Source organism: Paenibacillus silagei (assembly GCF_017874735.1).
GTDB lineage: Bacteria > Bacillota > Bacilli > Paenibacillales > Paenibacillaceae > Paenibacillus_AQ > Paenibacillus_AQ silagei.
In genome coordinates this window covers 322542-344754 of the sequence record NZ_JAGGLV010000001.1, presented here as the reverse complement: position 1 = coordinate 344754, position 22213 = coordinate 322542, and the positions used below count along the sequence as shown (strand labels likewise).

Here is a 22213-nt window from a genome sequence, read left to right as displayed (position 1 = left end):
GGCCAAATGTATGTCAAAAACAGCATACAATGTGCTGTCGCGCAGGCAAACGGGCCGAATGTATGCCAAAAACAGCATACAATGTGCTGGTACGCAGACGCACGGGCCAAATGTATGCCAAAAACAGCATACAATGTGCTGACGCGAAGGAGAGTAAAACGAATTAAGGCCAATGGAGCAAAAATCAGGGGCACTAGTGCCCCTGATTTCGCCGGATGCCCACAAGTAGCGGATAGGTAAGAAGGGGTTAACTGTATTTGCTGCGCAGCCGTATAAGTTCTTACACATCCATCCGCTATGGTGATTTTGTTCGCTGAATCGTCCCGTACCCGCTCAGCTGATACGCGCTACCCACCACAGCATAGCTGCAACTGCCAGGATACCTAGCGCTGCCAGTGTATCACGCCTGCTCCAGCGGAGCTGATAGACCGGGGTCCGCTGCTTGGCGGGATCATACCCCCGTGATTCTACGGCTGTCGCCAGCTCGTCGCCCATGCCCAGGACAAGAATCAGCAGAGGCACGATGATTAGGGCGATCTGCCTCGGGGACCAGCGGGCCACCCCGCGGGCGCGCCTTCCGCGTGAGCCCAGCGCAAGCTGCAGCTGGGCCAGCTTGCCGAGAATCCACGGCACGAACTGCAGGGTCACGGATACGGCAAGCGACCAGTTACGGGTGCGGATGCCTAGGGTCCGCAGCGGAGCGATGCCCCATTCCAGACCCTCGCGCAAGGGGGCGCCGGTGGTCGTCTCGGTGAACAGGAAGCCCAGGGCAATTAACAGCAGGAAGCGCAGCACGTTAATTCCCCCGCGCACGAGTCCTGCATAGCTTAAGCTGAGCGGCCCGAGTGCGAAGTCGGGAGAGCTCCAGCTAAGCCCGGACAGGAGCCAGAGGAACAGGAACATCAGCAGGAACGGGCGGAAGAAGCGGAAGGCCCGGCGCCAGGAGATGCGGGCCGAAGCCGCGAGCCCGGCCAGCAGACCGGCGGTAAGCAGCAGCGGGAGCAGAGTGTTCATCCCTAACAGGACCAGCGAGCCGAGAATCATCCCCAGCCATTTGGCCCGGGGATCAAGTCCTTGCCAGCCGGGCCTGCGCGGGGTGTTCTGTTCTAGTCTTGGATTGCCAGGCCTGATTATCGTCTGAACCCGCTCTGTTCTGGAGGATCGAGGAGAATGATCTCGCTTCCAGGTGCCTTTTAAGCTGTATTCCGCACTGTGTTGTTCGCTGGTTTTGGTATTCTGGTTGCCGGGTGACATGGCGCTGCTGCGGGCAGAGGCGCCAGTGCCTGCCGGCCACCTGTCCGTCTGCGGCATAGGCAGCGGGTGCTTTTCCAGCCCTATCAGCAGCTCCTCCAGATTGTCCGGGACTGCTTCCAGCAGGCCATGCTGCACCGCTCTGCGTCCCATAGAAGCATAGACGGGGGGCGTGAGTCCGGCGTCTGCCAGCAGGCCGGGATCGGCAGTCAATGCCGGAGCAGGGCCGTTATAATGGATAGCACCCTGCTTCATCACGATGACCTTGTCGGCAACCGGCAGGAAGCTGTCCAGATCATGGGTGCCGATGATCAGGGTCAGGCCGCTACTGCGCAGCTGCTGTACCATTTCGAGCAGTGCTTGCGCTGCCTGAGGGTCCAGCCCTGCGGTCGGCTCATCCAGAATCAGAAGCCCGGGCTGTACGGCCAGGGCACCCGCAATACATACGCGCCGCTTCTCGCCCCCGCTAAGCAGAAAGGGAGAGCGCCCGGCGAATTCATCGTAAGCCAGCCCGGTCTTCGCCAGGGCGCCTGCGATGATCTCCGTCCGCTTCTCCTTGGACACCCCGCGCTCCATCAGGCCGTATTCGATATCCTTATGTACCGTACCCGCGAACAGCTGGGTCTCCGGCTGCTGGAATACCATGGACACAGCTTCGGCAGTCTTGTAGTCCGTCTTCTTCCCGTGATCGTAAAGTATCTGCCCGGAGGAGGGCTGTGCAAGGTCCGCGAGCAGACGGAGCAGCGTAGACTTGCCGCTCCCGTTCACCCCGCAGAGGACGGTCAGTGTACCTGTAGGGATATCCAGAGAGATATCCTGAACCGCTGGCCTGCCGCCTTCATAGCAGAAAAAAAGATGCTCCGTACGAATTCTCATAGCAGCTCCTCCAGATCCTGTCCGGTCAGCGGCAGCAGGTGAAGCGGCCAGCCCTGCTTCTGCAGCAGCTTCCCGACCCGGACGGCCGGAGAAGGAAGCCAGCCGAGGTTCTCCGGCAGCTCCGAGGTATAGAACAGGCTGCGCGGGCTGCCGTCATAGAGCAATTGCCCCTTGCCCAGCACCGCAATGCGCGGGCTTGCGGCCAGCTCCTCCATCCGCTGCGTGACCCAGAGGATGGTAGTCCCTGCCTGCCATAGCCCCTGGGCCAGCTCCAGAATATCCGATCTTCCCTCAGGGTCCAGCATCGAGGTAGCCTCATCGAAAATAATCATCTTAGCTTCCAGTGCCAGGCAGCAGCCTACCGCCAGACGCTGGCGCTCTCCGCCGGATAGTGTAGATGCCTCTGCCTCCGCTTTATGGCTTAGTCCTACCTGCTGTAGAATCTCATGGATTCGTGCAATCATCCGCTCCCGTTCCAGTCCCCGGTTCTCCAGCCCGAAGGCGATATCCTCGAACGGGGTGGAGCCAACCGTCTGTGCTTCGGGATTCTGAAACACAAGCTGCACGTGCTGCTTAACAGCCATACGGTTCTCCGGCAGGCGCAGATCCAGTCCGGCCACGGACAGACTGCCGCCGGAGGGGGTGTTCAGTCCGTTGAAGGAGCGGATTAGCGAGGTTTTGCCGCAGCCGTTGGCCCCTGTCAGCGCTACCCATTCCCCAGGCTCTATATGAATGTTAATCCCTTGCAGTACCGTTCGGCGATGCTGCCCCTCCCGCCCGGACAAGCTTATATTATGCGCCCTGATCATCCTCATGCCTGCTTTCCGTCCAGCTCTAGTCAACAATTGCTACCCATTATAACAAAGATTTCAGAATTGATGTATCTGGAGGGTGATGTTATAGTGATCCCAAGTGGAAACGGCTTTGCCATCTTTTTAAAGGATGGTACCGTTTCGATGAGAAATAGAAGGATAATTTGTAGCGTGAAACATATAAATTCTTATATTTTAAAAAAAAGGGGGAACCTCTCGGCCATGAAGAAATGGACCACCCGCGGCCTGATATTCAGTGCCTTATTCGCCGCCGTCATGATAGCTCTGAGTTATTTGAAAATCTCGCTGCCCTTCTCCACGGTACCCATTACCATGCAGACCCTCGCGGTAATGCTGGCTGGTTCAATCCTTGGGGCCCGTTACGGGGCGCTTGCTGTACTGATCGTGATCGGACTCGCCGCTGCCGGATTCCAGGTGATGGGCGGAAGCGGAGGATTGGCGGTCCTGGTTGGCCCTACCGCAGGATATATTTTCTCCTGGCCGTTCGTGGCCTGGCTGATCGGCTTTTTCGCTGAACGCATTAAGCAGGACGAATACACCTTCGTGAAGCTGCTGGCCGCTAACTTTATCTTCGGGGCACTGTTAGTTTATCCGGGCGGTGTAGGGTGGCTGGCCTATTCCACAGGCATGGATTCACTCGCCAAGGCACTGACGGCAGGCATGTGGCCGTTTCTTCCGGGGGACCTGCTCAAAGCAGTCTTGTGTTCGGCTGTAGTAACGGCGGTATGGAAGGTATATCCGATCGAACGTATTCTGAACCATGACACAGGCGTCTGGGCTGACGGGGACAACACAACCACAACTCCTTAACCGCAAGCTGCTGACCAATAAGTGCAAATGCTAACTGCAAGCCGTGTCTTGCTCAGCAAAAATAGGTGAATTCATAGCCCCTGTGGCGTGGATTCGCCTATTTCGCGTTGTTCACAATAGTAATTCTATAGGCATCCGTCAGATGTTGAACGTACTGTGGATAAAATGTGGATAACATTGTGGAAAAATCCCAGTGGTGGCGCTGAGTTTGGCCGGATGAGTGTCAAATGAGCCAATGAGTAACTTGTTTGCGTGTAAATAGAGTAATATATTTCTTTTGTGAATAATATGTGGATAAAATGGGAGGTTAGTTGCTCTGAGCCTGCGAATGAAATAAGGTGGACAGATACCCTTGATTCCACTACAAGCGTCACTTCTCACCTATTAAAAAATGCCGCCCCCGTAATCAACAGGGACAGCATTCTTTGTGTCTACAAGCTCACTCCTCCGCGCAGGCATCGGCTGGCTTCGGCTCGGGCAGTGCCCAGACGGAGACGCTGCCGCCGTTCACCGGGAAAACGGCCCAGCCGTCTTCGCCGATGGTGACGGACTCCCCGCGGTTATGGGTGAAGTCCTCCCATACCTCTCCGCTGCGCGCTTCGCCCACGAACATCCGCTTCTCTCCGTTGTCTCCGTTGGAGATGACTACAGCGCAGCCGGAGCCTTCGATCTCCTGAACGCCGCGCCGGACCCAGCCGATAGTGTTCGGATGGTCGAAGTAATCGTCCTGATCACCGTAAGCTTTAGTGTAGCGGGCACAGAGCAGAGGATCGATGGCGTCCTTCTTGCCTTCCATCGGCGCAGGGCCGCCGATGCCGTAATAATCCCCGTAGAAGACAACGGGATATCCGTCGCGCCGCAGCAGAATCAGGGCGTAGGCGCTTTGCTTGAACCAGTCGCCCACCCAGGATTCCAGGGCCTCATGAGGCTGGGAATCGTGATTGTCGACGAAGGTGACGGCATTCGCGGGGTGCGTCTGTACGAGCGTATCATCGAAGATATGCGTCAGGTCGAAATCCCGGCCTGCCAATGCGGCGGAGTACAGCTTGTAATGGAGAGAGACATCGAACAGATCGATCTGGTAATCGACAGTGTTCAGGAATTCGCGGCAGGCCTCCAGATTGGAGTTCCAGAATTCACCGACGATGTAGAAGTCCTCGCCGCGCTTCTTTTTCATCTCCATGGCGAATTCCTTGATGAACTCGTGGTTGATATGCTTGATCGCATCCAGCCGGTATCCGCTGCATTGCAGCGTATCGACCAGCCACTTGCCCCAGTTCAGCATCTCCTGCTTCACATCTTCATTGAGGTAATCAATGTTGGCGAACATCAGATAGTCATAGTTGCCGAATTCAGTATCCACATTCTCATTCCAGCCTTTATTCGTGCCGTCAATCCGGAATACGCCGTTGCGGCCTTCCTTGGCATCGAAATCGGTTCCGTTGAAGTGGGTGTGATTCCACTTGAAGCTGGAGTATTCCTCGCCGCGTCCCGGGAAATCGAATTTGGTCCAGCCTTCAATCTCGAACGGCTCGGAGATATCCTTGTTGCGGTCGTTCGGGTCCACCTCAATAACCTCGAAGACCTCGGTCTCATCCGCTCCGGCTTTATGATTCATGACCAGATCCACGTAGACCGCAATGCCGTTCTTCAGGCACTCGGCAATCGCGTCGATTAACTCCTGCTTGGTTCCATACTTCGTGCGCACATCACCCTTTTGATCGAATTCACCGAGGTCATACAGATCGTAGACTCCATAACCGGTATCTTCGGGCGAGACGGCCTTGGTAACAGGGGGAACCCATACCGAATCAATGCCCGCCGCCTTCAGTTCCGGGGCCATCTGGGCAAGGCGTTTCCAGTGTTCTCCGTCCGCCGCGACATGCCATTCAAAAAATTGCATCATAGTATGATTTCTCTTCATAATTCTTTGGCCTCCTCTACAAATATAAGACGAATGGGACGGTGATCAAATGCTTCAGCAGGGAGTAGAAGAGATTTATGTAGACCTCTGTACATCAGTTGAATAAGTCCAGTTGGCGCGGGGCCAGTCCGCCGTCGATCCCAAGCAGCGATTGCAGCTCTTGGGCATTAGGAGTGGCATCCCCGGCAGAATTATTATTAAATACCACGTAAATATTCTTACAGGTCTGTTCAAGCTCCAGCAGCCGGTCCCGCCACTGCGTTAACTCTTCGGTGCTGTAACGGTACAGATAGCGAAGCTTACGCCAGTCCGGGTGGCTGCTCTGATTCCAGCCTGTAGTGTTGCGCCCGTGCAGCCGTACGTAGGTGAGGTCCGGCCGGGTGGCGACAGGGACAATCGGGATGGAGCCGGAACCTGCCTGCGGCTCGTCGGCTATCGTATGAATCCAGCCTTCCTGCTCCAGGAACCGGAGGGTCCGCTCACGCATCTCAGGGCTGTACCAGGAATCATTACGGAATTCGATGGCAGCGGGCACATCCAGCAGCCGCTCCTTCGCTTCGCGCAGGAAATCCACATTGTCCTTGGTGCAGTCGAACCAGGGCGGAAATTGAAACAGCGCCATCGCCAGCTTCCCCGCTGAGCGGACAGGAGCGATAGAGGTATGGAAGGCCCGGTACATCTCCTCCGGCGTATCGTAGTAATTCTTTTTCCCCCGCAGATGTCCGGTCATTCCCTGATAAGCCTTCACAATGAACTGGAACGCCTCCGGCGTCTGGTTGACCCATTTCTCGTAATTTCGGACCGGCTGAACCGCGTAGAAGGAGCTGTCAATTTCCACAATGGGAAAATGGGCGCTGTAGGCGGGCAGGCGGTCGGCAGGTTTGATTTTGCCGTACAGCTCCTCATGGTCTCCGAAGCCGGTCAGCCCGATCTTGATCATAGAACCCCCTCCATGTCGCATGAACCTGAATTCTGCCGAACGGATCGGCTAACTCTTATTAAACTGAAAACCCGCCTATGCAAACAACAGGAGAACAGGAATGACGGAAATCAGTGCAGGGACAGGAAAGAACTGGAGAAAAGGGGCTATGGAAGCTGGTATCACCAAAAGAGCAGGCGGATATACCCGGCGGGTGCCATTTATTCAAATATAAGAATTTTTGTTTCACGCTATAAATTATCCTTCTATTTCTCGCTGAAACGGTACCGTCCTTTGAAAGGACGGCGAAGCCGTTTCTACTTGTTATGCAGAGGGAAAGCGTGAGGTGACGCGCGGGGCAGGAAAAGATAGGCTTCTCCTCCATCACATGGGCTTGAAGCGGGTGATGGAGGAGACGCCATACAGATGAACGCTATTGCGGCCGTTACGCTTGGAGGAGTAGAGGGCATGGTCTGCTTCCGAGAGCAGCTCCTCCAGTGAGATCGAACGGCGGAAGGCTTCAGTCACGCCGAAGCTGGCTGTGATTTTAATTGTTCCTGTGATGGTGGAGAAGGTGCTCTGCTCGATGTCCCTGCGGATACGCTCAGAGATCAGGGCTGCTTCCTTCAAGGGGGCTCCCGGCAAGCTTAAGACGAATTCTTCACCTCCGTACCGTCCGAAGACATCCCCCTCCCGGACATGCTGGCGGCATACGCTTACTACATGCTGTAAGGCCATATCCCCGTGATGGTGCCCGTAGCGGTCGTTAATGCTCTTGAAGAAATCGATATCCAGCAGGATGACCGAGAAGGGGGCGGCGGAACCGGCAGCTTCCTGCAGCCGTTGCCGGCTCAGCTCCATGAAGTGGGTCCGGTTGTAGATGCCGGTCAGGCTGTCGATGGTGGCGAGCTGCAGCAGCTTTTCCTGGAGCAGGGTGCGTTCGGTAACATCAATCAGCATGATCATCCGCCCGGCAAGATGGCCGTCATGCTTCTGGACTGGAGAGGAACGGACCTGATAATAGCAGACTTCTCCGCCGGAATACCATACCAGCTCCTGCTCCTCGCAGATCTGCGGATTGGAATTCATTACATAATCGACAGCTTCCTTGCCGGCAGGCAGGAAGAGCTGGGCCAGCGGGCGGCCGATGGCGGAGGCATCCAGATCCTCAAGCATCTCGGCAGCGGCCCGGTTATAATCCACCAGCTTGTCGGAGAGGTCCATGACCAGTACGCCGTCGCGCATGCTCTCGAACAGATTCTCGCGGGCAATCGGTGCGGCGGTCAGCATCCCTCTGGACAGAATGGCCCATATATACAGGGACGAGGTTACGCTCATCACAACGGGTACAGGGTCTGTTCCGTATGGAGTCAGGTCCATCAGATAGAGGAAGGCCCCCAGCGCAGGCAGGAATTGTCCGACAAAAATAATCAGCATCTGCCGCAGATAAGCCCGCCGCATCCGCCCCCAGCGCCAGAGGATCAGGCACATACCGGCCAGCATACAGCCGAAGGTCAGACTGCCCTGCACGATATACCAGGGTCCCATGACGATATCCACCAGCGGTGCAGGCGCGCCTTCCCGGAAGTAGATAGCCTTATAGAACAGGTGATGGGAGTCGTTGGTCCAGACAAGCACCGTGGAGATCACCGGGATGGAGTAGAGGAGGACCAGCAGTTTTCGGGAGACTAGCTTCTCTAAGCCCACGAAGTGCATGATCATCAGCAGACTGGAGGGCGCGATGTACGGCATTCCGAGATACTCCAGCTTGATCCAGAACTTAATCTGTTCCATCGAGTTCCCCGAGAGTTCGAGCGCGAAGGCGAATGTGTACACCGCCGAGGCGGCGGAGCTGACGATGAATGCGCGCAGGCCCGAGAAGTCAGTCTTCCTGTAAAAAGCAAACAGGGCGAGCAAGGCGTTCAGCACACCGGAGATCGAAACGATAATAATGTAGTTGGAAATCAGAGATGCCATGGGGAGCGCCTCCATGAATTGGGATAAGCATTGGACATTGTGAATAGTCTCCTGGACACAAAATGAAATGCAATGGCAACGCCGTTTTCACTTATAGTTACTTACTGTTTTTATCGGCAATCAGCTCTATTATTTACACTGTAAGCGGCTCCCTAGACAAAGTGACGGAATTTCACAGTCTCAATGTTACGCTTTGTCTAATGTGGGATTCGCAGGCAACGTGTAACATGTTAATTAATCCTACATGGGATGAGGAATAGGACGGTAGTTAAGATAATAATGTGATGTTAATTAACATTAAATAGATTCAGGGATGGAGGGGGACTGGAGATGTCACTAGTAGCAGCGAAAATTCCTGAAATACAGCTGGAGCATGTCGAAATGCGTTACCAGACGGAGACGGCAGATGTGCTGGCCCTGCATCAGGTAAGTCTCGATATTGCCAAGGGGGAGTTCGTCTCCCTGCTGGGTCCTTCCGGGTGCGGAAAGACTACTCTTCTGAGGCTGATGGCAGATCTTATAACACCAACGGCTGGAAATATTATGGTGGCAGGCAAAAACGCCAAGGAGGCCCGGCTGGCACAGAAATACGGTATTGTGTTCCAGAGTCCGGTGCTGTATGACTGGCGGAAGGTCAAGCATAATATTACACTGCCGCTGGAGCTGCTGGGCGTCAAGAAATCGATCCGTGAGGACAAAGCGCTGGAGCTGCTTGATCTCGTGGGCTTGCAGGGGTTCGCCGATAAGTATCCCTGGCAGCTCAGCGGGGGGATGCAGCAGCGTGTAGCCATTGCCCGGGCGCTCTCCATGGAGCCGGAAATCCTGCTCATGGATGAACCGTTCTCGGCGCTGGATGAATTCACGCGCGAGCGGCTGAATGAAGAGCTGCTCTCCGTCTGGAGTAAGGTACAGAGCACAATTGTGTTCGTTACCCACAGTATTCCCGAATCGATCTTTCTGTCAGACCGGGTGTTCGTCCTGTCTCCGCATCCGGGCAGGCTCTCGGCGGTTGTCGATATTCCGCTGCCCCGTCCGCGTACGGCGGACATGAGGAACAGTCCGGAGTTCTTCGAGCTGATTGCCCGTATCCGCGACAGCTTCGAAGGGGTGTAGTGATGAAGCTGAACCGTGCGTTAATGCGGAACCGCGCGCTACCGCTGTTTGTCTGGATCTGCGGCCTGCTGGTGCTGTGGGAGGCGGTCTCCTGGTGGCTGCTGCATGTGGCGAAGACGCCGCTGGCCCAGTCCAAGCTGCCTTATGTCCACGAGGTGGCGCTTACTCTGTGGCAGTACAGCGGCACCCTTTTCCGTGAAGGGGGAGCTACCTTCGGCAATGCCGGGGTGGGCTTCCTGATCGGAGCGCTCTCTGGAGTGCTGCTGGCCGTGCTGATGAGTCTCTCCCGGACGATAGAGCAGCTTGCCTTCCCGTATGCGGTTGCTTCGCAGATGATTCCGATTCTGGGGCTGGCGCCGATTATATACGGGATTATGCGGGATGAGCAGCTGTCGCGGATCATCATCTCCGGCTATATCACCTTCTTCCCGGTGGCGCTGAATATGCTGCGCGGTCTGCGGAGTGTGGACCCCTCTGCCCTGGAGCTGATGCACTCTTATGCCGCTAAACCGTGGGCTGTATATTGGAAGCTGCGCTTCCCGGCAGCGCTGCCGGGGCTGTTCAGCGGGCTGAAGATTGCAGCGCCGCTGGCTGTAACGGGCGCAATTCTGGTTGAGCTCATGGGTGCGCAGCGCGGGATCGGGGTCATTATGCTCCGCAATCTCTATTACGGACCCTCCCATACGTATATGTTCTGGTCTACGGTACTGGTTGGTGCTCTGCTGGGCATGGCCAGCTATTGGCTGATGAGTCTGGTGGAACGTCTGGTAGCCCCCTGGCAACCGGAATTCCGTCCCCAAGGAGGCAGCCGCTAATGGAAAGTAATACGGTTCGCGAATTCCCGTCATCTAACAACGTTATTACGCCAGATGCGGATCGAGGCGGAGATCCATGGAAATTCCTGAAATGGCTGAACCCCGGGTTCGTGCTGCCGCTGCTTGCCGGAGCTTTGTTCCTGCTGCTGTGGGAGCTCCAGATCTTTCACCGCATCTTCGATCTGAAGAAATATCAGCTCCCCTTGCCCTCCGCCATCGCTGAAGCGATGCGGGACAATCTCAGTCTGCTGCTCTCTTATACAGGGTATACCCTCACTGAAGCCGTTCTTGGTATGCTGATCGGCTCCGGCTGCGGCTTCCTGATTGCCTTGGCTGCTACGGCCTGGCCCCGCTGGGGCGGCGGCAGTCTCACGATGGTAGCTGCACTCAATGCCGTGCCCATAGTGGCGCTTGCCCCTATCATGAACCTGTGGTTCGGGGACGGCATCGGCTCGCGGGCGGCGATTGTGACCGCGACCACGATGGCGGCTATGGCGATCAATGCCTACAAGGGCATGGCGGCTGTGGACCCGCTGGCGCTGGACCTGATGCATTCCTATGCGGCAGGCAAACGGGCGGTATTCCGCCATCTGCGGATTCAGAACAGTCTGCCTTATGTATTCACCGCCTTGAAGATCAACGCTACAGCGAGCATGATCGGGGCGATTGTCGGAGAGTTCTTCTTCTCCTCGCGGGGGCTGGGTTATCTGCTCTCGAATTCCATCAAGGTGGCGAAGATGCCGCTGGGCTGGTCCTGCATCGTGCTTGCCGCGGTTGCCGGAGTAATCTTTTACCTAGTCGTAGAGCGGCTGGAGAAGGTGTTTATCAAGTGGCACCCTTCCCGGCGAACGTAGCGTGTAATTCCTGCATAGGGCAACAAGAACGCAATCATACTGTGTTAGGCCGTCTTACAAAAAAATGATTGGTAGGGGGAGTTGCTATGATGAAGGGCAAACAGAGCAAATATCGTGGAGGATTATGGCTTGCGGCGGCTCTAATGCTGATCTCGCTGCTTGCGGGCTGCGGCGGCAACAACAACGCCAGTCCCTCCGGAGCAGAAGCAACTGCGGGGAATGCGGCGGCAGCTTCACCGGAAGCTGCGGCAACCACAGAACCGGCTGCTGAGCCGGTTACCGTGAAGCTTCAACTCAAATGGGTGCCTCAGGCCCAATTCGCCGGGTACTTCCTGGCGCAGGACAAAGGGTATTATGCGGCGGAGGGCCTGAAGGTTGAGATTCTGCCGGGCGGGCCGGATATCGTGCCTGAGCAGCAGGTGGCCGGCGGTTCGGCCGATATCGGGGTGGACTGGGTGGCGAGTCTGCTGACCAGCCAGGAGCAGGAGATGCCGCTGGTGCAGATCGCCCAGATTTTCCAGAAGAGCGGGCTGGTGCTGGTATCCAAGAAGGAAGCAGGCATCACTACACCGGCTGATCTGAAGGGCAAGAAGGTGGGCAACTGGATGGGCGGCAATGAGTTTGAGCTTCTGGCGCTTTTTGATAAATACAAGCTGGATTCAGGCAAGGATCTGAACTTCACCAAGCAGGGCTTCACGATGGACCAGTTCCTCGGCGGTGAGCTGGATGCGGCCTCGGCCATGACCTATAACGAATATCAGGTGGTGCTGGAGTCGGGCATTAAGGCAGAGGACCTCAGTGTTATCGACATGAATGACGAAGGTGTGGCGATGCTCGAAGACAATCTGTTCGCCAATAAGGAGTGGCTGGAGGGTAACAAGGAGACGGCGGCCAAGTTCGTCCGCGCTTCCCTGAAGGGCTGGGCGGATGCGATTGCTGGTCCGGAAGCAGCTGTGGACAGTGTGATGAAGCTTGCGGAAGCGGGCAGTACAACCCGGGAGCATCAGCTGACGATGATGACAGAGGTTGCCAAGCTGATCCAGCCGGAGGGCTTCGATGCTTCCAAGCTGGGCTATACGGATGCTGCCGCCTTCCAGCAGACCGCCGATATCGCGCTGAAATTCGGGGTCATCAAGACGGCTTCCAAGGTGGAGGAGGCTTACACGAACGAGATTGTGGAGATGGCGGCGAAATAACAGGCAACAGGATTCCTTCATAGCTGAAGCAGATGGCCGCCTGGTAAGGCGGTCATCTCTTCTAGGGTAGCGGACGAACACAGGAAAAGAGGTGCGGACGATGACACTGCTCACGGGGCAGGCCAGTAAGGTGAAGAACTATATAAATGGAGCTTGGGTGGAGTCCTCCTCCGGGCGGCAGGAGGAAGTGTTCAACCCGGCGACCGGCGAAATCATTGCCTATGTGCCGATCTCTAGCCGGGAGGAGCTGGATGCAGCCGTGCGGGCAGCTTCCAGAGCTTATTCCGAGTGGAAAAGAGTCGCCGTCCCGCGCCGGGCCCGCTATTTCTTCCGGTACCAGCAGCTGCTGGTACAGCACAGCAAGGAGCTGGCGGAGCTGATCACGCTGGAGAACGGTAAAAGCCTGGAGGAAGCGCTGGGAGAGGTGCAGCGCGGCATCGAATGCGTGGAATTCGCCGCTGGCGCTCCCACGCTGATGATGGGCAGCCAGCTGCCGGATATCGCGACAGGCGTAGAGTCCGGCATGTACCGCTATCCCCTGGGAGTTGTGGGCGGCATCGCCCCGTTCAACTTCCCGATGATGGTGCCCTGCTGGATGTTCCCGCTGGCGGTAGCCTGCGGCAACACCTTTGTGCTGAAGCCCTCCGAGCGGACACCACTGCTGGTGAACCGGCTGGCCGAGCTGTTCGCAGAAGCGGGCTTCCCGCCGGGGGTGCTGAATGTGGTGCACGGGGCGCATGAGGTGGTGGATGGCCTGCTGGCGCATGAGGAGGTGAAGGCGGTCTCCTTCGTCGGCTCGCAGCCGGTGGCGGAATATGTCTATAAGCAGGGGACTGCGCACGGCAAGCGGGTGCAGGCGCTGGCCGGCGCGAAGAATCATTCGATCGTGCTGAAGGATGCCGATCTGGACCATGCGGTGAAAAATATCCTGTCCGCAGCCTTCGGCTCGGCGGGCGAACGGTGCATGGCCTGCGCTGTAGCGGTGGTGCAGGAGGACATTGCCGATGAGCTGGTGGGCCGGATCGCTGCGGCCGCAGATGGATTGAAGATCGGGAACGGCCAGGAGGAGGGCGTGTTCCTGGGCCCGGTCATCCGGCAGGCGAACAAAGACCGGACGATCGATTACATTGAAGCTGGGCTTGACGAGAAAGCGGTGCTGGTGCGGGATGGCCGCAAGGATGCTGCAGCTGCGGGCAACGGCTATTTCCTGGGCCCGACGATCTTCGATCATGTGGTGCCGGGTATGAAGATCTGGCGTGACGAGATCTTTGCGCCGCTGCTGGCAGTGGTGCGGGTGAAGGATCTGGCGGAGGCGATAGCGGTCACGAATGAGTCGCCCTTCGCCAACGGGGCGTGCATCTATACCGACAGCGCCAGGGCGGTCCGTGAATTCCGCGAGGAGATCGATGCTGGGATGCTGGGTGTCAATCTGGGCGTGCCTGCGCCGATGGCATTCTTCCCTTTCTCAGGGTACAAGAAATCGTTCTATGGAGATCTGCACGCGAACGGCCGTGACGGTGTGGAGTTCTACACCCGCAAGAAAATGATTACCGCGCGTTACTAAAAGAAGGAAAGCCAAGGAGGAGAGTGTGCCGTGCAGAGTCTGGGCAAAGAAAGTGAGCTGGCGGTTAAGAAGGACCAGCGGTATTTGTGGCATAATATGACTCCTTACAGTGAGCAGCATCCGCCGATGATTGCCGCTTCCGCAAGCGGTTCATGGGTTACCGATATCGACGGCAACACATTCCTGGACGGCATGTCCGGCCTGTGGTGCGTGAATGTGGGGTACGGGCGCAAGGAGCTGGCGGAGGCGGCGTACAACCAGCTGCTGAGCCTGCCGTATTTCCCGCTGACGCAGAGCCATATGCCGGCCATCGCGCTGGCCGAGAAGCTGAATGAGTGGCTGGAGGATGAGTATGTCATCTTCTTCTCCAACAGCGGATCGGAAGCGAACGAAGCAGCCTTCAAAATCGCCCGCCAGTACCAGCAGCAGACCGGCCAGCCTGACCGCCATAAATTCATTGCCCGCTACCGGGGCTATCACGGAAGCTCGCTGGGCGCCCTGGCGGCGACCGGGCAGGCGCAGCGCAAGTACAAGTACGAGCCGCTGGGCGGCGGGTTCCTGCATGTAGCGCCGCCGGACAGCTACCGCCGTCCGGCCGGCATGACCGAAGAGGCGTTCAACCTCCAGTGCGCGCAGGCGATTGAGGATATGATTGTCTGGGAAGGCGCAGAGTCTGTAGCGGCGGTAATTATGGAGCCGGTCATTACCGGCGGGGGCGTGATCGTGCCGCATCAGGTCTATATGGACCGGGTGCAGGAGATCTGCCGGACCCACGGCGTATTGCTGATTATCGACGAGGTGATCTGCGGCTTCGGGCGGTCCGGCCGCAAGTTCGGACACCACAACTTCGGAATCAAGCCCGATATTGTCACGATGGCGAAGGGGCTGACGAGCGGCTACCTGCCGTTATCGGCTACTGCTGTACGCAAGGAGATCTATGAGGCCTTCAAGGATAACAGCGATGACTACGGGCACTTCCGTCATGTGAACACCTTCGGCGGCAATCCGGCCGCCTGTGCGCTTGCCCTGCGCAACCTGGAGATTCTGGAGCAGGAGCAGCTGGTCGAACGCGCCGGAATTCTGGGCCGCAGGCTGGAAGGCGGGTTCGCTGGGCTTCTGGAGCATAAGCTGGTTGGCGATATCCGCAGCTTCGGGCTGGTTCTGGGGATTGAGCTGGTGGCGGATAAGGCCACCAGAGTGCCTGCTGAGCTAAGTGTGGTTAAGGGAATTATTGCCGGCTGCAAAGCCAAGGGGCTGATCATCGGCAAGAACGGCGATACGGTGGCTGGCTTCAATAATGTGCTCACCTTCGCTCCGCCGTTATCCTCGACGGATGAGGATGTGCAGTTCATCATCGATACCTTCACAGCTGTGCTGAACGGGAGCTGGGCAGAGTAAATTTCTCCGGGTACAGGAACTGGTAGGCGCGCAGGGCGACCTGAATGGAGATCCGGTTCTCCGGGAGCATGAAGTCCTCGCCGAGCAGCTCGGTGATTTTGTCCAGCCGGTAGTAGAGGGATTGCCTGACGATGAAGAGGCTGCGGGCGGCGATCTGCTTCGACCCGTCATGATCGAGGTAGACGCGTAGCGTCAGCAGCAGTTCGCTGCCCTTCGCCTCATCATGGTCAATCAGCGGGCCGATATAGCTGCGGATGAAATTCTCCAGCGTCTTGCCGTCGTTCAGGCTCAGCAGCAGCTGGAAGACGCCTAACTCCTCATACATCAGGACCGGCTTCTGGTAACAGGAATAGAGGGACAGCGCTTGTACAGCTTCCTGGTAACCGGCATGAGCATGCTTCAGGCCCTTGTGGGACTTGCTGACTCCGATGACGAGCTGCAGGTCCTTCAGTTTCTCATCCGCACGGATATGCTGCAGGGAATCAAGCGCCTGCTGCAGGCGCAGCTTGCCGGGCAGCTTGGACTGGATATCCAGTGCAATGACGGTCAGCCGGTTGTTCTTCAGGGTGATCAGCGGCCGGAGGGAATACTTCTCGAAGATGGAGCGCAGAATGAGCGAAAGATGGAAGGTGATGGATTCCCAGTCATTCTCCGAGCTGTTCCATTTGACATCCCGGGGATTCTCAATCTCGATCAGACAGACCCGGTAGGGCAGCTCATTGACCAGGTTGAAGTCCGGGCCGACCAGCCCCTTGAGCCGGTTGTCGTCCTGAGTGCGTCCAGAGGCCAGCTCATCCACCCACAGATTCTCCGAGAACAGCTTCCGCTCCTCCATGTACCGCGTGCGCAGCAGCTCCTGTGCGATGGATAAGGAGGCGGAATCGAGCAGCAGACAGTCGAATTCCTGCGGCTTGTGATTACAGACCATCAGGATATAGGCCCAGGTCTGATCCAAGGCTCCAACGGGCTTCACGGCGATGGTCTTGTGGCCGTATTCGCGGATATAGGGGGCCGCCTCGGGCTGTACCCCTTCCATCTCTTCGCTGAAGGTCTCGAAGAAGCCCAGCAGCGGGCGCTGCTCCTCGGGCGCGAGGGCCGGGAAGAAGAGAGGTTTACCTTGCAGGTGCATATAGAGAATCTGTGTGCGGGTGCTTTTACATAACAATTGCAGGACCTTAAGGGTCCCCTGGGAGGTTAGGGTCAGCCGGTGGAATTCGCGGGAGATGCTCTCCAGCTCTTGCAGCATCCGGTGATGGCGGTTGATGATGAGAGAATGCAGATCGAGTGTAATGTCGACGAACCGTACAGTGCGGGTGAATTGGATCAGCGGAAAATCATGCAGGTTTGAAAGAGCGATCATCTCCTGCGGAATGGCACTGAAGTAGGCTCCCAGCTCAATGCACAGGCAGGCGGCGTTCTTATCAATCAGATTCTGCATGAAGGACAGGGCGGCGTCCAGATCCGTGCTTGCGCTCATTCCGGTAGTCAGAATCATCTCTTCCCCGTGAATCAGACTCTCCAGGCTCGCGCTCTCCAGCACATGCACCCAGCGGACTGCCCGGTTCAGGCCGTTTCTTCCCCCGATCAGCTCAGCTTCAGCGAACAGCGGCCGCTTCAGCGCGTCGCGGATCGTAAATACAAGTTCAAAGTCCATAAGCTTCCCCCTCGTTAACATAGTTCTCAGGCCATTCTCACAGGTAAAAAATAGACTTTTGAAATTAGACAATCTGTCTAATGTAACGAAAAAACGAATTGACTATAGTTTGAATATAATATGTCAGGAAACTTAACTCAGATTGGAGTTCGATTAGCGATTTTATCGGCTTGAAGTTTATTTTACTACAATAATTCTTACAAGTATGCAAAATATTAAGGCGATCATCGTAATAATGTTATATTATATAACATAAATCGAAGCCGAGAGTGGAAGCTACTTTGGCCAGAAGGAGGGGTACCCGATGGAGCAATCTTCACCGTTAACCACATTTACACCTGAGCTGTTCATGCGTAATTTTGCCGAGGCAGAGCCGGGGCTTACCCGCAAGGGAGCTATCGAAGAATCCAACCGCTGTCTGTACTGCTATGATGCGCCGTGTATCCAGGCCTGTCCGACCAGCATTAATATCCCTTCCTTCATCAAAAGAATCGCAACCGACAATCTCAGAGGGGCGGCGCAGACCATCATGGACGCTAATCCGGTCGGCGCAAGCTGCGCACGGGTATGTCCTACGGAGGAGCTGTGCGAGGGGGCCTGTGTGCTGAACGGCACTTCCGCGCCGATTGAGATTGGCCTATTGCAGCGATACGCTACGGATTGGGCGATCCGCAGCGGGCTCCAGCTTTTCCAGGCTGGTGAGTCTAACGGCAAGAAAGTAGCGGTGATCGGCGGCGGACCAGCAGGTCTGTCAGCGGCCAGAGAGCTGGCGCGTGAAGGCTTCCAGGTGGTGATCTATGAGGCGAAGCCGCTGGCCGGAGGCCTGGATACCCACGGGATTGTCTCCTTCCGGCTGCCGCAGGATATCTCGCTCTGGGAAGTGGAGCAGGTGGAGAGGCTGGGCGTAGAGATCCGCACGGGAATGAAGGTAGGCTTGGATATTTCCATAGAAGAGCTTAAGGCCGGATATGATGCCATTGTGCTGGCGGCCGGGATGGGTTACGTCCCTCCGCTGGGGATTGAAGGCGAGAAGCTGTCCGGTGTCTATGATGCGATCGAACTGGTGGAGACCACTAAGACCGGGATTCCTACCCTAGAGCTGATGGGACAGCGTGTGGCTGTCATTGGTGCGGGCAATACGGCCATTGATGCGGCTACCTGCTCGGTGCGGCTCGGCGCGGCGAATGTGAAGATGATCTACCGCCGGACGCGCGGGGAGATGACGGCTTATGATTTCGAATATGAATTCGCCAAGCAGGAGGGGGTGGAATTCAATTGGCTGACCCTGCCGAAGCGGATTGTCGGGGATGAGCTGGGGAATGTCGCGGCACTGGAATGTGTGCGGATGGAGCTGAGCGGTGAGGCCGGGCCGGATGGACGCCCCTCTCCCGTGCCGGTGGCAGGCTCGGAATTCCTGCTCCCGGTGGATGCTGTAGTGGTGGCTATCGGCCAGAAGCGGCGGATGGACCTCATTGAGGCGCTGGGGCTTAAGCATAAGCGGGGCGTAGTGGAGATTGATCCCGCGACCGGCCGTACCTCTGATCCGCAGATTTATGCTGCCGGCGATATTGTCTTCGGCGCAGGGACGGGGGAGGCCATGGTGGTCTCTGCCGCGCAGCAGGGCAAGGATGCTGCCTATGCGATTGTGAAGCAGTGGTCAGGCCGTCAGGATGGCATAGTCGGCTCTGCCGTATAAAGCGTATTTCTTAGAAGGGGAGGGAATGGCAATGGCAGATCTCAGTATTGATTTTGCAGGCATCAAGTCACCGAATCCGTTCTGGCTGGCCTCTGCGCCGCCTACCAATACAGGCTATCAGGTGCAGCGTGCGTTCGAGGCAGGCTGGGGAGGCGCGGTGTGGAAGACGCTCGGAGAGCCAGTCATCAATACCTCGGCCCGGTTCGCCGCCGTTCATTTTGGCGGCCAGCGTGTAGCGGGCTTCAACAATATTGAGCTGATTACCGACCGTCCACTGGAGGTCAACCTGAAGGAAATCTATGAGACGAAGCGGAGATTCCCGGACCATACGATCATTGCTTCCCTGATGGTGGAGCCGAAGCGGGAGAAGTGGCATGAGATTGTGAAGCGCGTGGAGGCTATCGGGGTAGACGGTCTGGAGCTGAACTTCGGCTGTCCGCACGGCATGGCTGAACGCGGCATGGGCGCGGCTTCGGGCCAGCAGCCTGATTTGGTGCAGGCGCAGACCGCCTGGGTCAAGGAGGTGGCAACCACCCCGGTCATTGTGAAGCTGACGCCGAACATCACCGACATTACCGTGGTGGCCCGGCACGCCGTCAAGGGCGGAGCGGATGCGATCAGCCTGATCAATACCATCAACAGTCTGGCCGGGGTGGACATCCACAGCTGGAATACGATTCCGAATGTCGGCGGCCAGGGAGCGCACGGCGGTTATTGCGGCCCGGCCGTCAAGCCGATTGCCCTTAGCATGGTGGCAGAATGTGCCCGGGACCGTGAAGTCGGCGTACCGATCTCCGGCATCGGCGGCATCTCCACCTGGCAGGATGTCGTCGAATTCATGCTGATGGGCTCGACAGGTATTCAGGTCTGCACAGCGGTTATGCATCATGGCTTCAGGATTGTGGAGGAGATGATCGACGGTCTGAACCATTACCTGGACGAGAAGGGGCTGGCTTCGGTAACCGAGCTGATTGGCAAGTCGGTGCCTAGGTATTCCAACTGGGGCGATCTTGACCTTAACTATCAAGTCGTTGCGCGGATCAACGAGGAGAACTGTATCAACTGCAATAAATGCCATATTGCCTGTGAAGACGCCTCTCATCAATGCATCGATATGCTGACGAATGCGGAGGGCAAGGCGATTCTGCAAGTGCGTGAGGAGGATTGTGTGGGCTGCAATCTGTGTTCGATTGTCTGCCCGGCAGACGGAGCCATTGATATGATTGCGCTGGAGGGCGGAGCGGCCCCGATGAGCTGGAATCAGCGCAGCCGGATCATCAGCGGGGTTAACGGTTCTTATTCGGAAGCGGAGGTGGGATAATATGAAGAAGATCATCAAGCACGGAATTATCGTTACAGCGGCAGATACGTATACGGGGGATGTCCTGATTGAGGATGGAATCATCAGCGGCATCGGCCTGAATCTGGAAGCGCCGGGAGCGGAGATCATTGATGCTTCCGGCTGTTATGTCTTTCCGGGAGGGATTGATCCCCACACCCATCTGGATATGCCCTTCGGCGGTACGGTTACCGCCGATGACTTCAAGACCGGCACGATTGCCGCTGCTTACGGCGGAACCACCACGGTCATCGATTTCTGCCTGACCACGAAGGGGCAGCCGCTCCAGCAGGCTGTAGATACCTGGCATCACAAATCGCAGGATAAAGCGGTCATCGACTACAGCTTCCACCTGATGGTATCAGAGCTGAATGACAAGGTGCTCAGCGAGCTGCCGCAGATTATCGAGCAGGAGGGCATCACCTCGCTGAAGGTGTTCATGGCCTACAAGAACACCTTCCAGGCCGACGACGGAGTTCTGTATAAGACGCTTCAGGCGGCGAAGCGCGAAGGGGCGCTGGTTATGGTACATGCCGAGAATGGGGATGTCATCGAGTATCTGGTGGACCAGGCGCTGGCCGCAGGAAATACCGATCCGCTCTATCATGCGCTGACCCGTCCTCCTGAGCTGGAGGGCGAGGCGACGGGCCGGGCGGCGTATTTGACCGGGCTGACGGATTCACAGCTCTATGTGGTGCATGTCACCTGCGCCGAGGCGGCCTGGAAAATTGCGGAGGCCCGCAAGAAAGGGCTGCGCGTCTACGGCGAGACCTGCCCGCAGTATCTGGTGCTGGATCAGTCGGCGCTGGCGAAGCCGGACTTCGAAGGCGCCAAGTATGTCTGGTCTCCTCCGCTGCGCGAACAGTGGAACCAGGATGTGCTCTGGGATGCCCTCTGGAGCGGGACGCTGCAGACCATCGGCTCCGACCAGTGCTCATTCAACTTCAAGGGACAGAAGGAGCTGGGACGGGGGGATTTCTCGAAGATCCCGAACGGTGGACCCACCATCGAGGACCGGTTCAGTGTCCTCTACTGCGAAGGGGTGCAGAAGGGCCGGATCACGCTCAACAAATTCGTGGATATCATCGCCACCTCAAGCGCCAAGCTGTTCGGCCTGTTCCCGCAAAAGGGTACGATTGCCGTGGGCAGCGATGCTGATATCGTGATCTTCGATCCTGCAGTGGAACGGACACTGTCGGCAGAGACCCATCATATGAATGTGGACTATAATGCGTTCGAGGGGCTGGAAGTCAAGGGAGAGCCGGTCTCTGTGCTGAGCCGGGGAGAGTTCGTGATCCGGGACAAAGTATTCGTCGGTGCCGCAGGCCAAGGCAAATACCTGCACCGCAAGCGCTTCGAGGCCGAAGCTCCCCATCCGGCCCAGGCAGAAATCAGTGGAGGAGTGGTCTGAGATGTCAGCATTTGCAGAGTTCGACCGGGAACGGCAGGAAATCGACAATCTTGTCGGGCTGGGCTATAACGTTGCCGGAATCTATGAGGATCTGGACGGTGCCAGGGTTACCTTCATCCGCAGGGAGCCGGCCGGCGGGCCGGTGGAGCTGCTGCTGCTCACAGCGGACGCACGTAAGCATGTGACGACGCTGCTTGTGGGCGGAAGCAGGCAGGCTGCTGCTGAGATTCATCGGTGAACCCGCATTACAGTGAATCATTCCCCTTATATTCCTCACGAAGGATCGACATGATTGTCAGCGATTCAAATCCACCCTCCGTCCGTATACATTCGCGGAGGGTGCCTTCCTTTTTGAAGCCGGCCGCTTCATAGATATGCTGCGCTCTGACATTGTAATCCTTAACGTCGAGCCACAGCCGGTGCGTATCCGTGTGATTGAATGCCCAATGGATCAGCAGCTTCAGCGCCATTGTTCCGTAGCCGCGGCCCTTGGCCTGAATCACAATCCGTTTGATGCACAGTGTGAGATTAGGATATGTATATACACCATAGTACAAGAAATATAGCCGGCAGCTAATTATGT

General features: G+C 57.0%; 18 protein-coding genes. 11 read left to right on the top strand and 7 right to left on the bottom strand.

What is annotated here, in order from left to right:
- Positions 1-333 precede the first annotated feature (333 nt).
- Both J2Z70_RS01380 and J2Z70_RS01375 read right to left on the bottom strand, forming a co-directional pair.
- Complete coding sequence (locus J2Z70_RS01380) at positions 334-2127, bottom strand: ATP-binding cassette domain-containing protein (RefSeq protein ID WP_209868632.1); 1794 nt, start codon at positions 2125-2127, stop codon at positions 334-336.
- Positions 2124-2936: an ATP-binding cassette domain-containing protein gene (locus J2Z70_RS01375; protein ID WP_209868630.1), complete on the bottom strand. Its 813-nt coding sequence runs from the start codon at positions 2934-2936 to the stop codon at positions 2124-2126. Before J2Z70_RS01375 ends, J2Z70_RS01380 begins: the two co-directional genes overlap by 4 nt.
- 225 nt (positions 2937-3161) lie before the next feature.
- Between J2Z70_RS01375 and J2Z70_RS01370 the strand changes: the two genes are divergently transcribed.
- Positions 3162-3770, top strand: coding sequence for a biotin transporter BioY (locus J2Z70_RS01370; protein WP_209868628.1), 609 nt, complete (start codon positions 3162-3164; stop codon positions 3768-3770).
- Between the two features lie 439 nt (positions 3771-4209).
- Here J2Z70_RS01370 and J2Z70_RS01365 read toward each other — a convergent pair whose 3' ends face one another.
- The 3 genes from J2Z70_RS01365 to J2Z70_RS01355 all read right to left on the bottom strand — a co-directional run bounded on the left by J2Z70_RS01365 (position 4210) and on the right by J2Z70_RS01355 (position 8590).
- Positions 4210-5694 (bottom strand): alpha-amylase, encoded by a 1485-nt coding sequence (locus tag J2Z70_RS01365; protein ID WP_209868626.1) that lies wholly within the window; start codon positions 5692-5694, stop codon positions 4210-4212.
- A 94-nt stretch (positions 5695-5788) separates the two neighbouring features.
- Positions 5789-6634 carry a DUF72 domain-containing protein gene (locus tag J2Z70_RS01360; RefSeq protein WP_209868624.1) on the bottom strand — a complete coding sequence of 282 codons (846 nt, stop codon included), beginning with the start codon at positions 6632-6634 and terminating at the stop codon, positions 5789-5791.
- 363 nt (positions 6635-6997) lie between these two features.
- A complete protein-coding gene (locus tag J2Z70_RS01355; protein WP_209868622.1) occupies positions 6998-8590 on the bottom strand; it encodes a histidine kinase N-terminal 7TM domain-containing diguanylate cyclase in 1593 nt (530 codons plus the stop codon).
- A gap of 330 nt (positions 8591-8920) precedes the next feature.
- On the opposite strand from J2Z70_RS01355, the gene J2Z70_RS01350 reads away from it, so the two are divergent.
- From J2Z70_RS01350 to J2Z70_RS01325, 6 genes are all read left to right on the top strand, one after another.
- Entirely contained in the window at positions 8921-9703 is a 783-nt protein-coding gene (locus J2Z70_RS01350) for an ABC transporter ATP-binding protein (RefSeq protein ID WP_209868620.1), read from the top strand.
- A 2-nt stretch (positions 9704-9705) separates the two neighbouring features.
- Positions 9706-10518, top strand: a complete 813-nt coding sequence (locus J2Z70_RS01345) for an ABC transporter permease (RefSeq protein ID WP_209868618.1) — start codon at positions 9706-9708, stop codon at positions 10516-10518.
- Positions 10518-11372 carry an ABC transporter permease gene (locus J2Z70_RS01340; protein WP_209868616.1) on the top strand — a complete coding sequence of 285 codons (855 nt, stop codon included), beginning with the start codon at positions 10518-10520 and terminating at the stop codon, positions 11370-11372. Before J2Z70_RS01345 ends, J2Z70_RS01340 begins: the two co-directional genes overlap by 1 nt.
- Positions 11373-11458: 86 nt before the next feature.
- Entirely contained in the window at positions 11459-12568 is a 1110-nt protein-coding gene (locus J2Z70_RS01335) for an ABC transporter substrate-binding protein (RefSeq protein WP_245367897.1), read from the top strand.
- A gap of 100 nt (positions 12569-12668) precedes the next feature.
- Positions 12669-14132, top strand: a complete 1464-nt coding sequence (locus J2Z70_RS01330) for a CoA-acylating methylmalonate-semialdehyde dehydrogenase (protein ID WP_209868614.1) — start codon at positions 12669-12671, stop codon at positions 14130-14132.
- Between the two features lie 30 nt (positions 14133-14162).
- Positions 14163-15530 carry an aspartate aminotransferase family protein gene (locus J2Z70_RS01325; protein WP_209868612.1) on the top strand — a complete coding sequence of 456 codons (1368 nt, stop codon included), beginning with the start codon at positions 14163-14165 and terminating at the stop codon, positions 15528-15530.
- Here J2Z70_RS01325 and J2Z70_RS01320 read toward each other — a convergent pair.
- A complete protein-coding gene (locus J2Z70_RS01320) occupies positions 15496-17184 on the bottom strand; it encodes a PucR family transcriptional regulator (RefSeq protein WP_209868610.1) in 1689 nt (562 codons plus the stop codon). The genes J2Z70_RS01325 and J2Z70_RS01320 overlap by 35 nt on opposite strands.
- Before the next feature lie 304 nt (positions 17185-17488).
- On the opposite strand from J2Z70_RS01320, the gene J2Z70_RS01315 reads away from it, so the two are divergent.
- Genes J2Z70_RS01315 through J2Z70_RS01300 form a run of 4 tightly spaced genes read left to right on the top strand, consistent with a single transcriptional unit; the run spans position 17489 to position 21868 of the window.
- Positions 17489-18880, top strand: coding sequence for an NAD(P)-dependent oxidoreductase (locus J2Z70_RS01315; protein ID WP_209868608.1), 1392 nt, complete (start codon positions 17489-17491; stop codon positions 18878-18880).
- 31 nt (positions 18881-18911) lie between these two features.
- Entirely contained in the window at positions 18912-20201 is a 1290-nt protein-coding gene (preA, locus tag J2Z70_RS01310) for an NAD-dependent dihydropyrimidine dehydrogenase subunit PreA (protein ID WP_209868606.1), read from the top strand.
- Position 20202: 1 nt separating this feature from the next.
- A complete protein-coding gene (hydA, locus tag J2Z70_RS01305; RefSeq protein WP_209868604.1) occupies positions 20203-21630 on the top strand; it encodes a dihydropyrimidinase in 1428 nt (475 codons plus the stop codon).
- Position 21631: 1 nt separating this feature from the next.
- On the top strand, positions 21632-21868 hold the full coding sequence (locus J2Z70_RS01300) for a hypothetical protein (RefSeq protein WP_209868602.1): 237 nt from the start codon (positions 21632-21634) through the stop codon (positions 21866-21868).
- Between the two features lie 7 nt (positions 21869-21875).
- On the opposite strand, the gene J2Z70_RS01295 is transcribed toward J2Z70_RS01300, so the two are convergent.
- Positions 21876-22187 (bottom strand): GNAT family N-acetyltransferase, encoded by a 312-nt coding sequence (locus J2Z70_RS01295; protein ID WP_245367896.1) that lies wholly within the window; start codon positions 22185-22187, stop codon positions 21876-21878.
- Between the last annotated feature and the right edge of the window lie 26 nt (positions 22188-22213).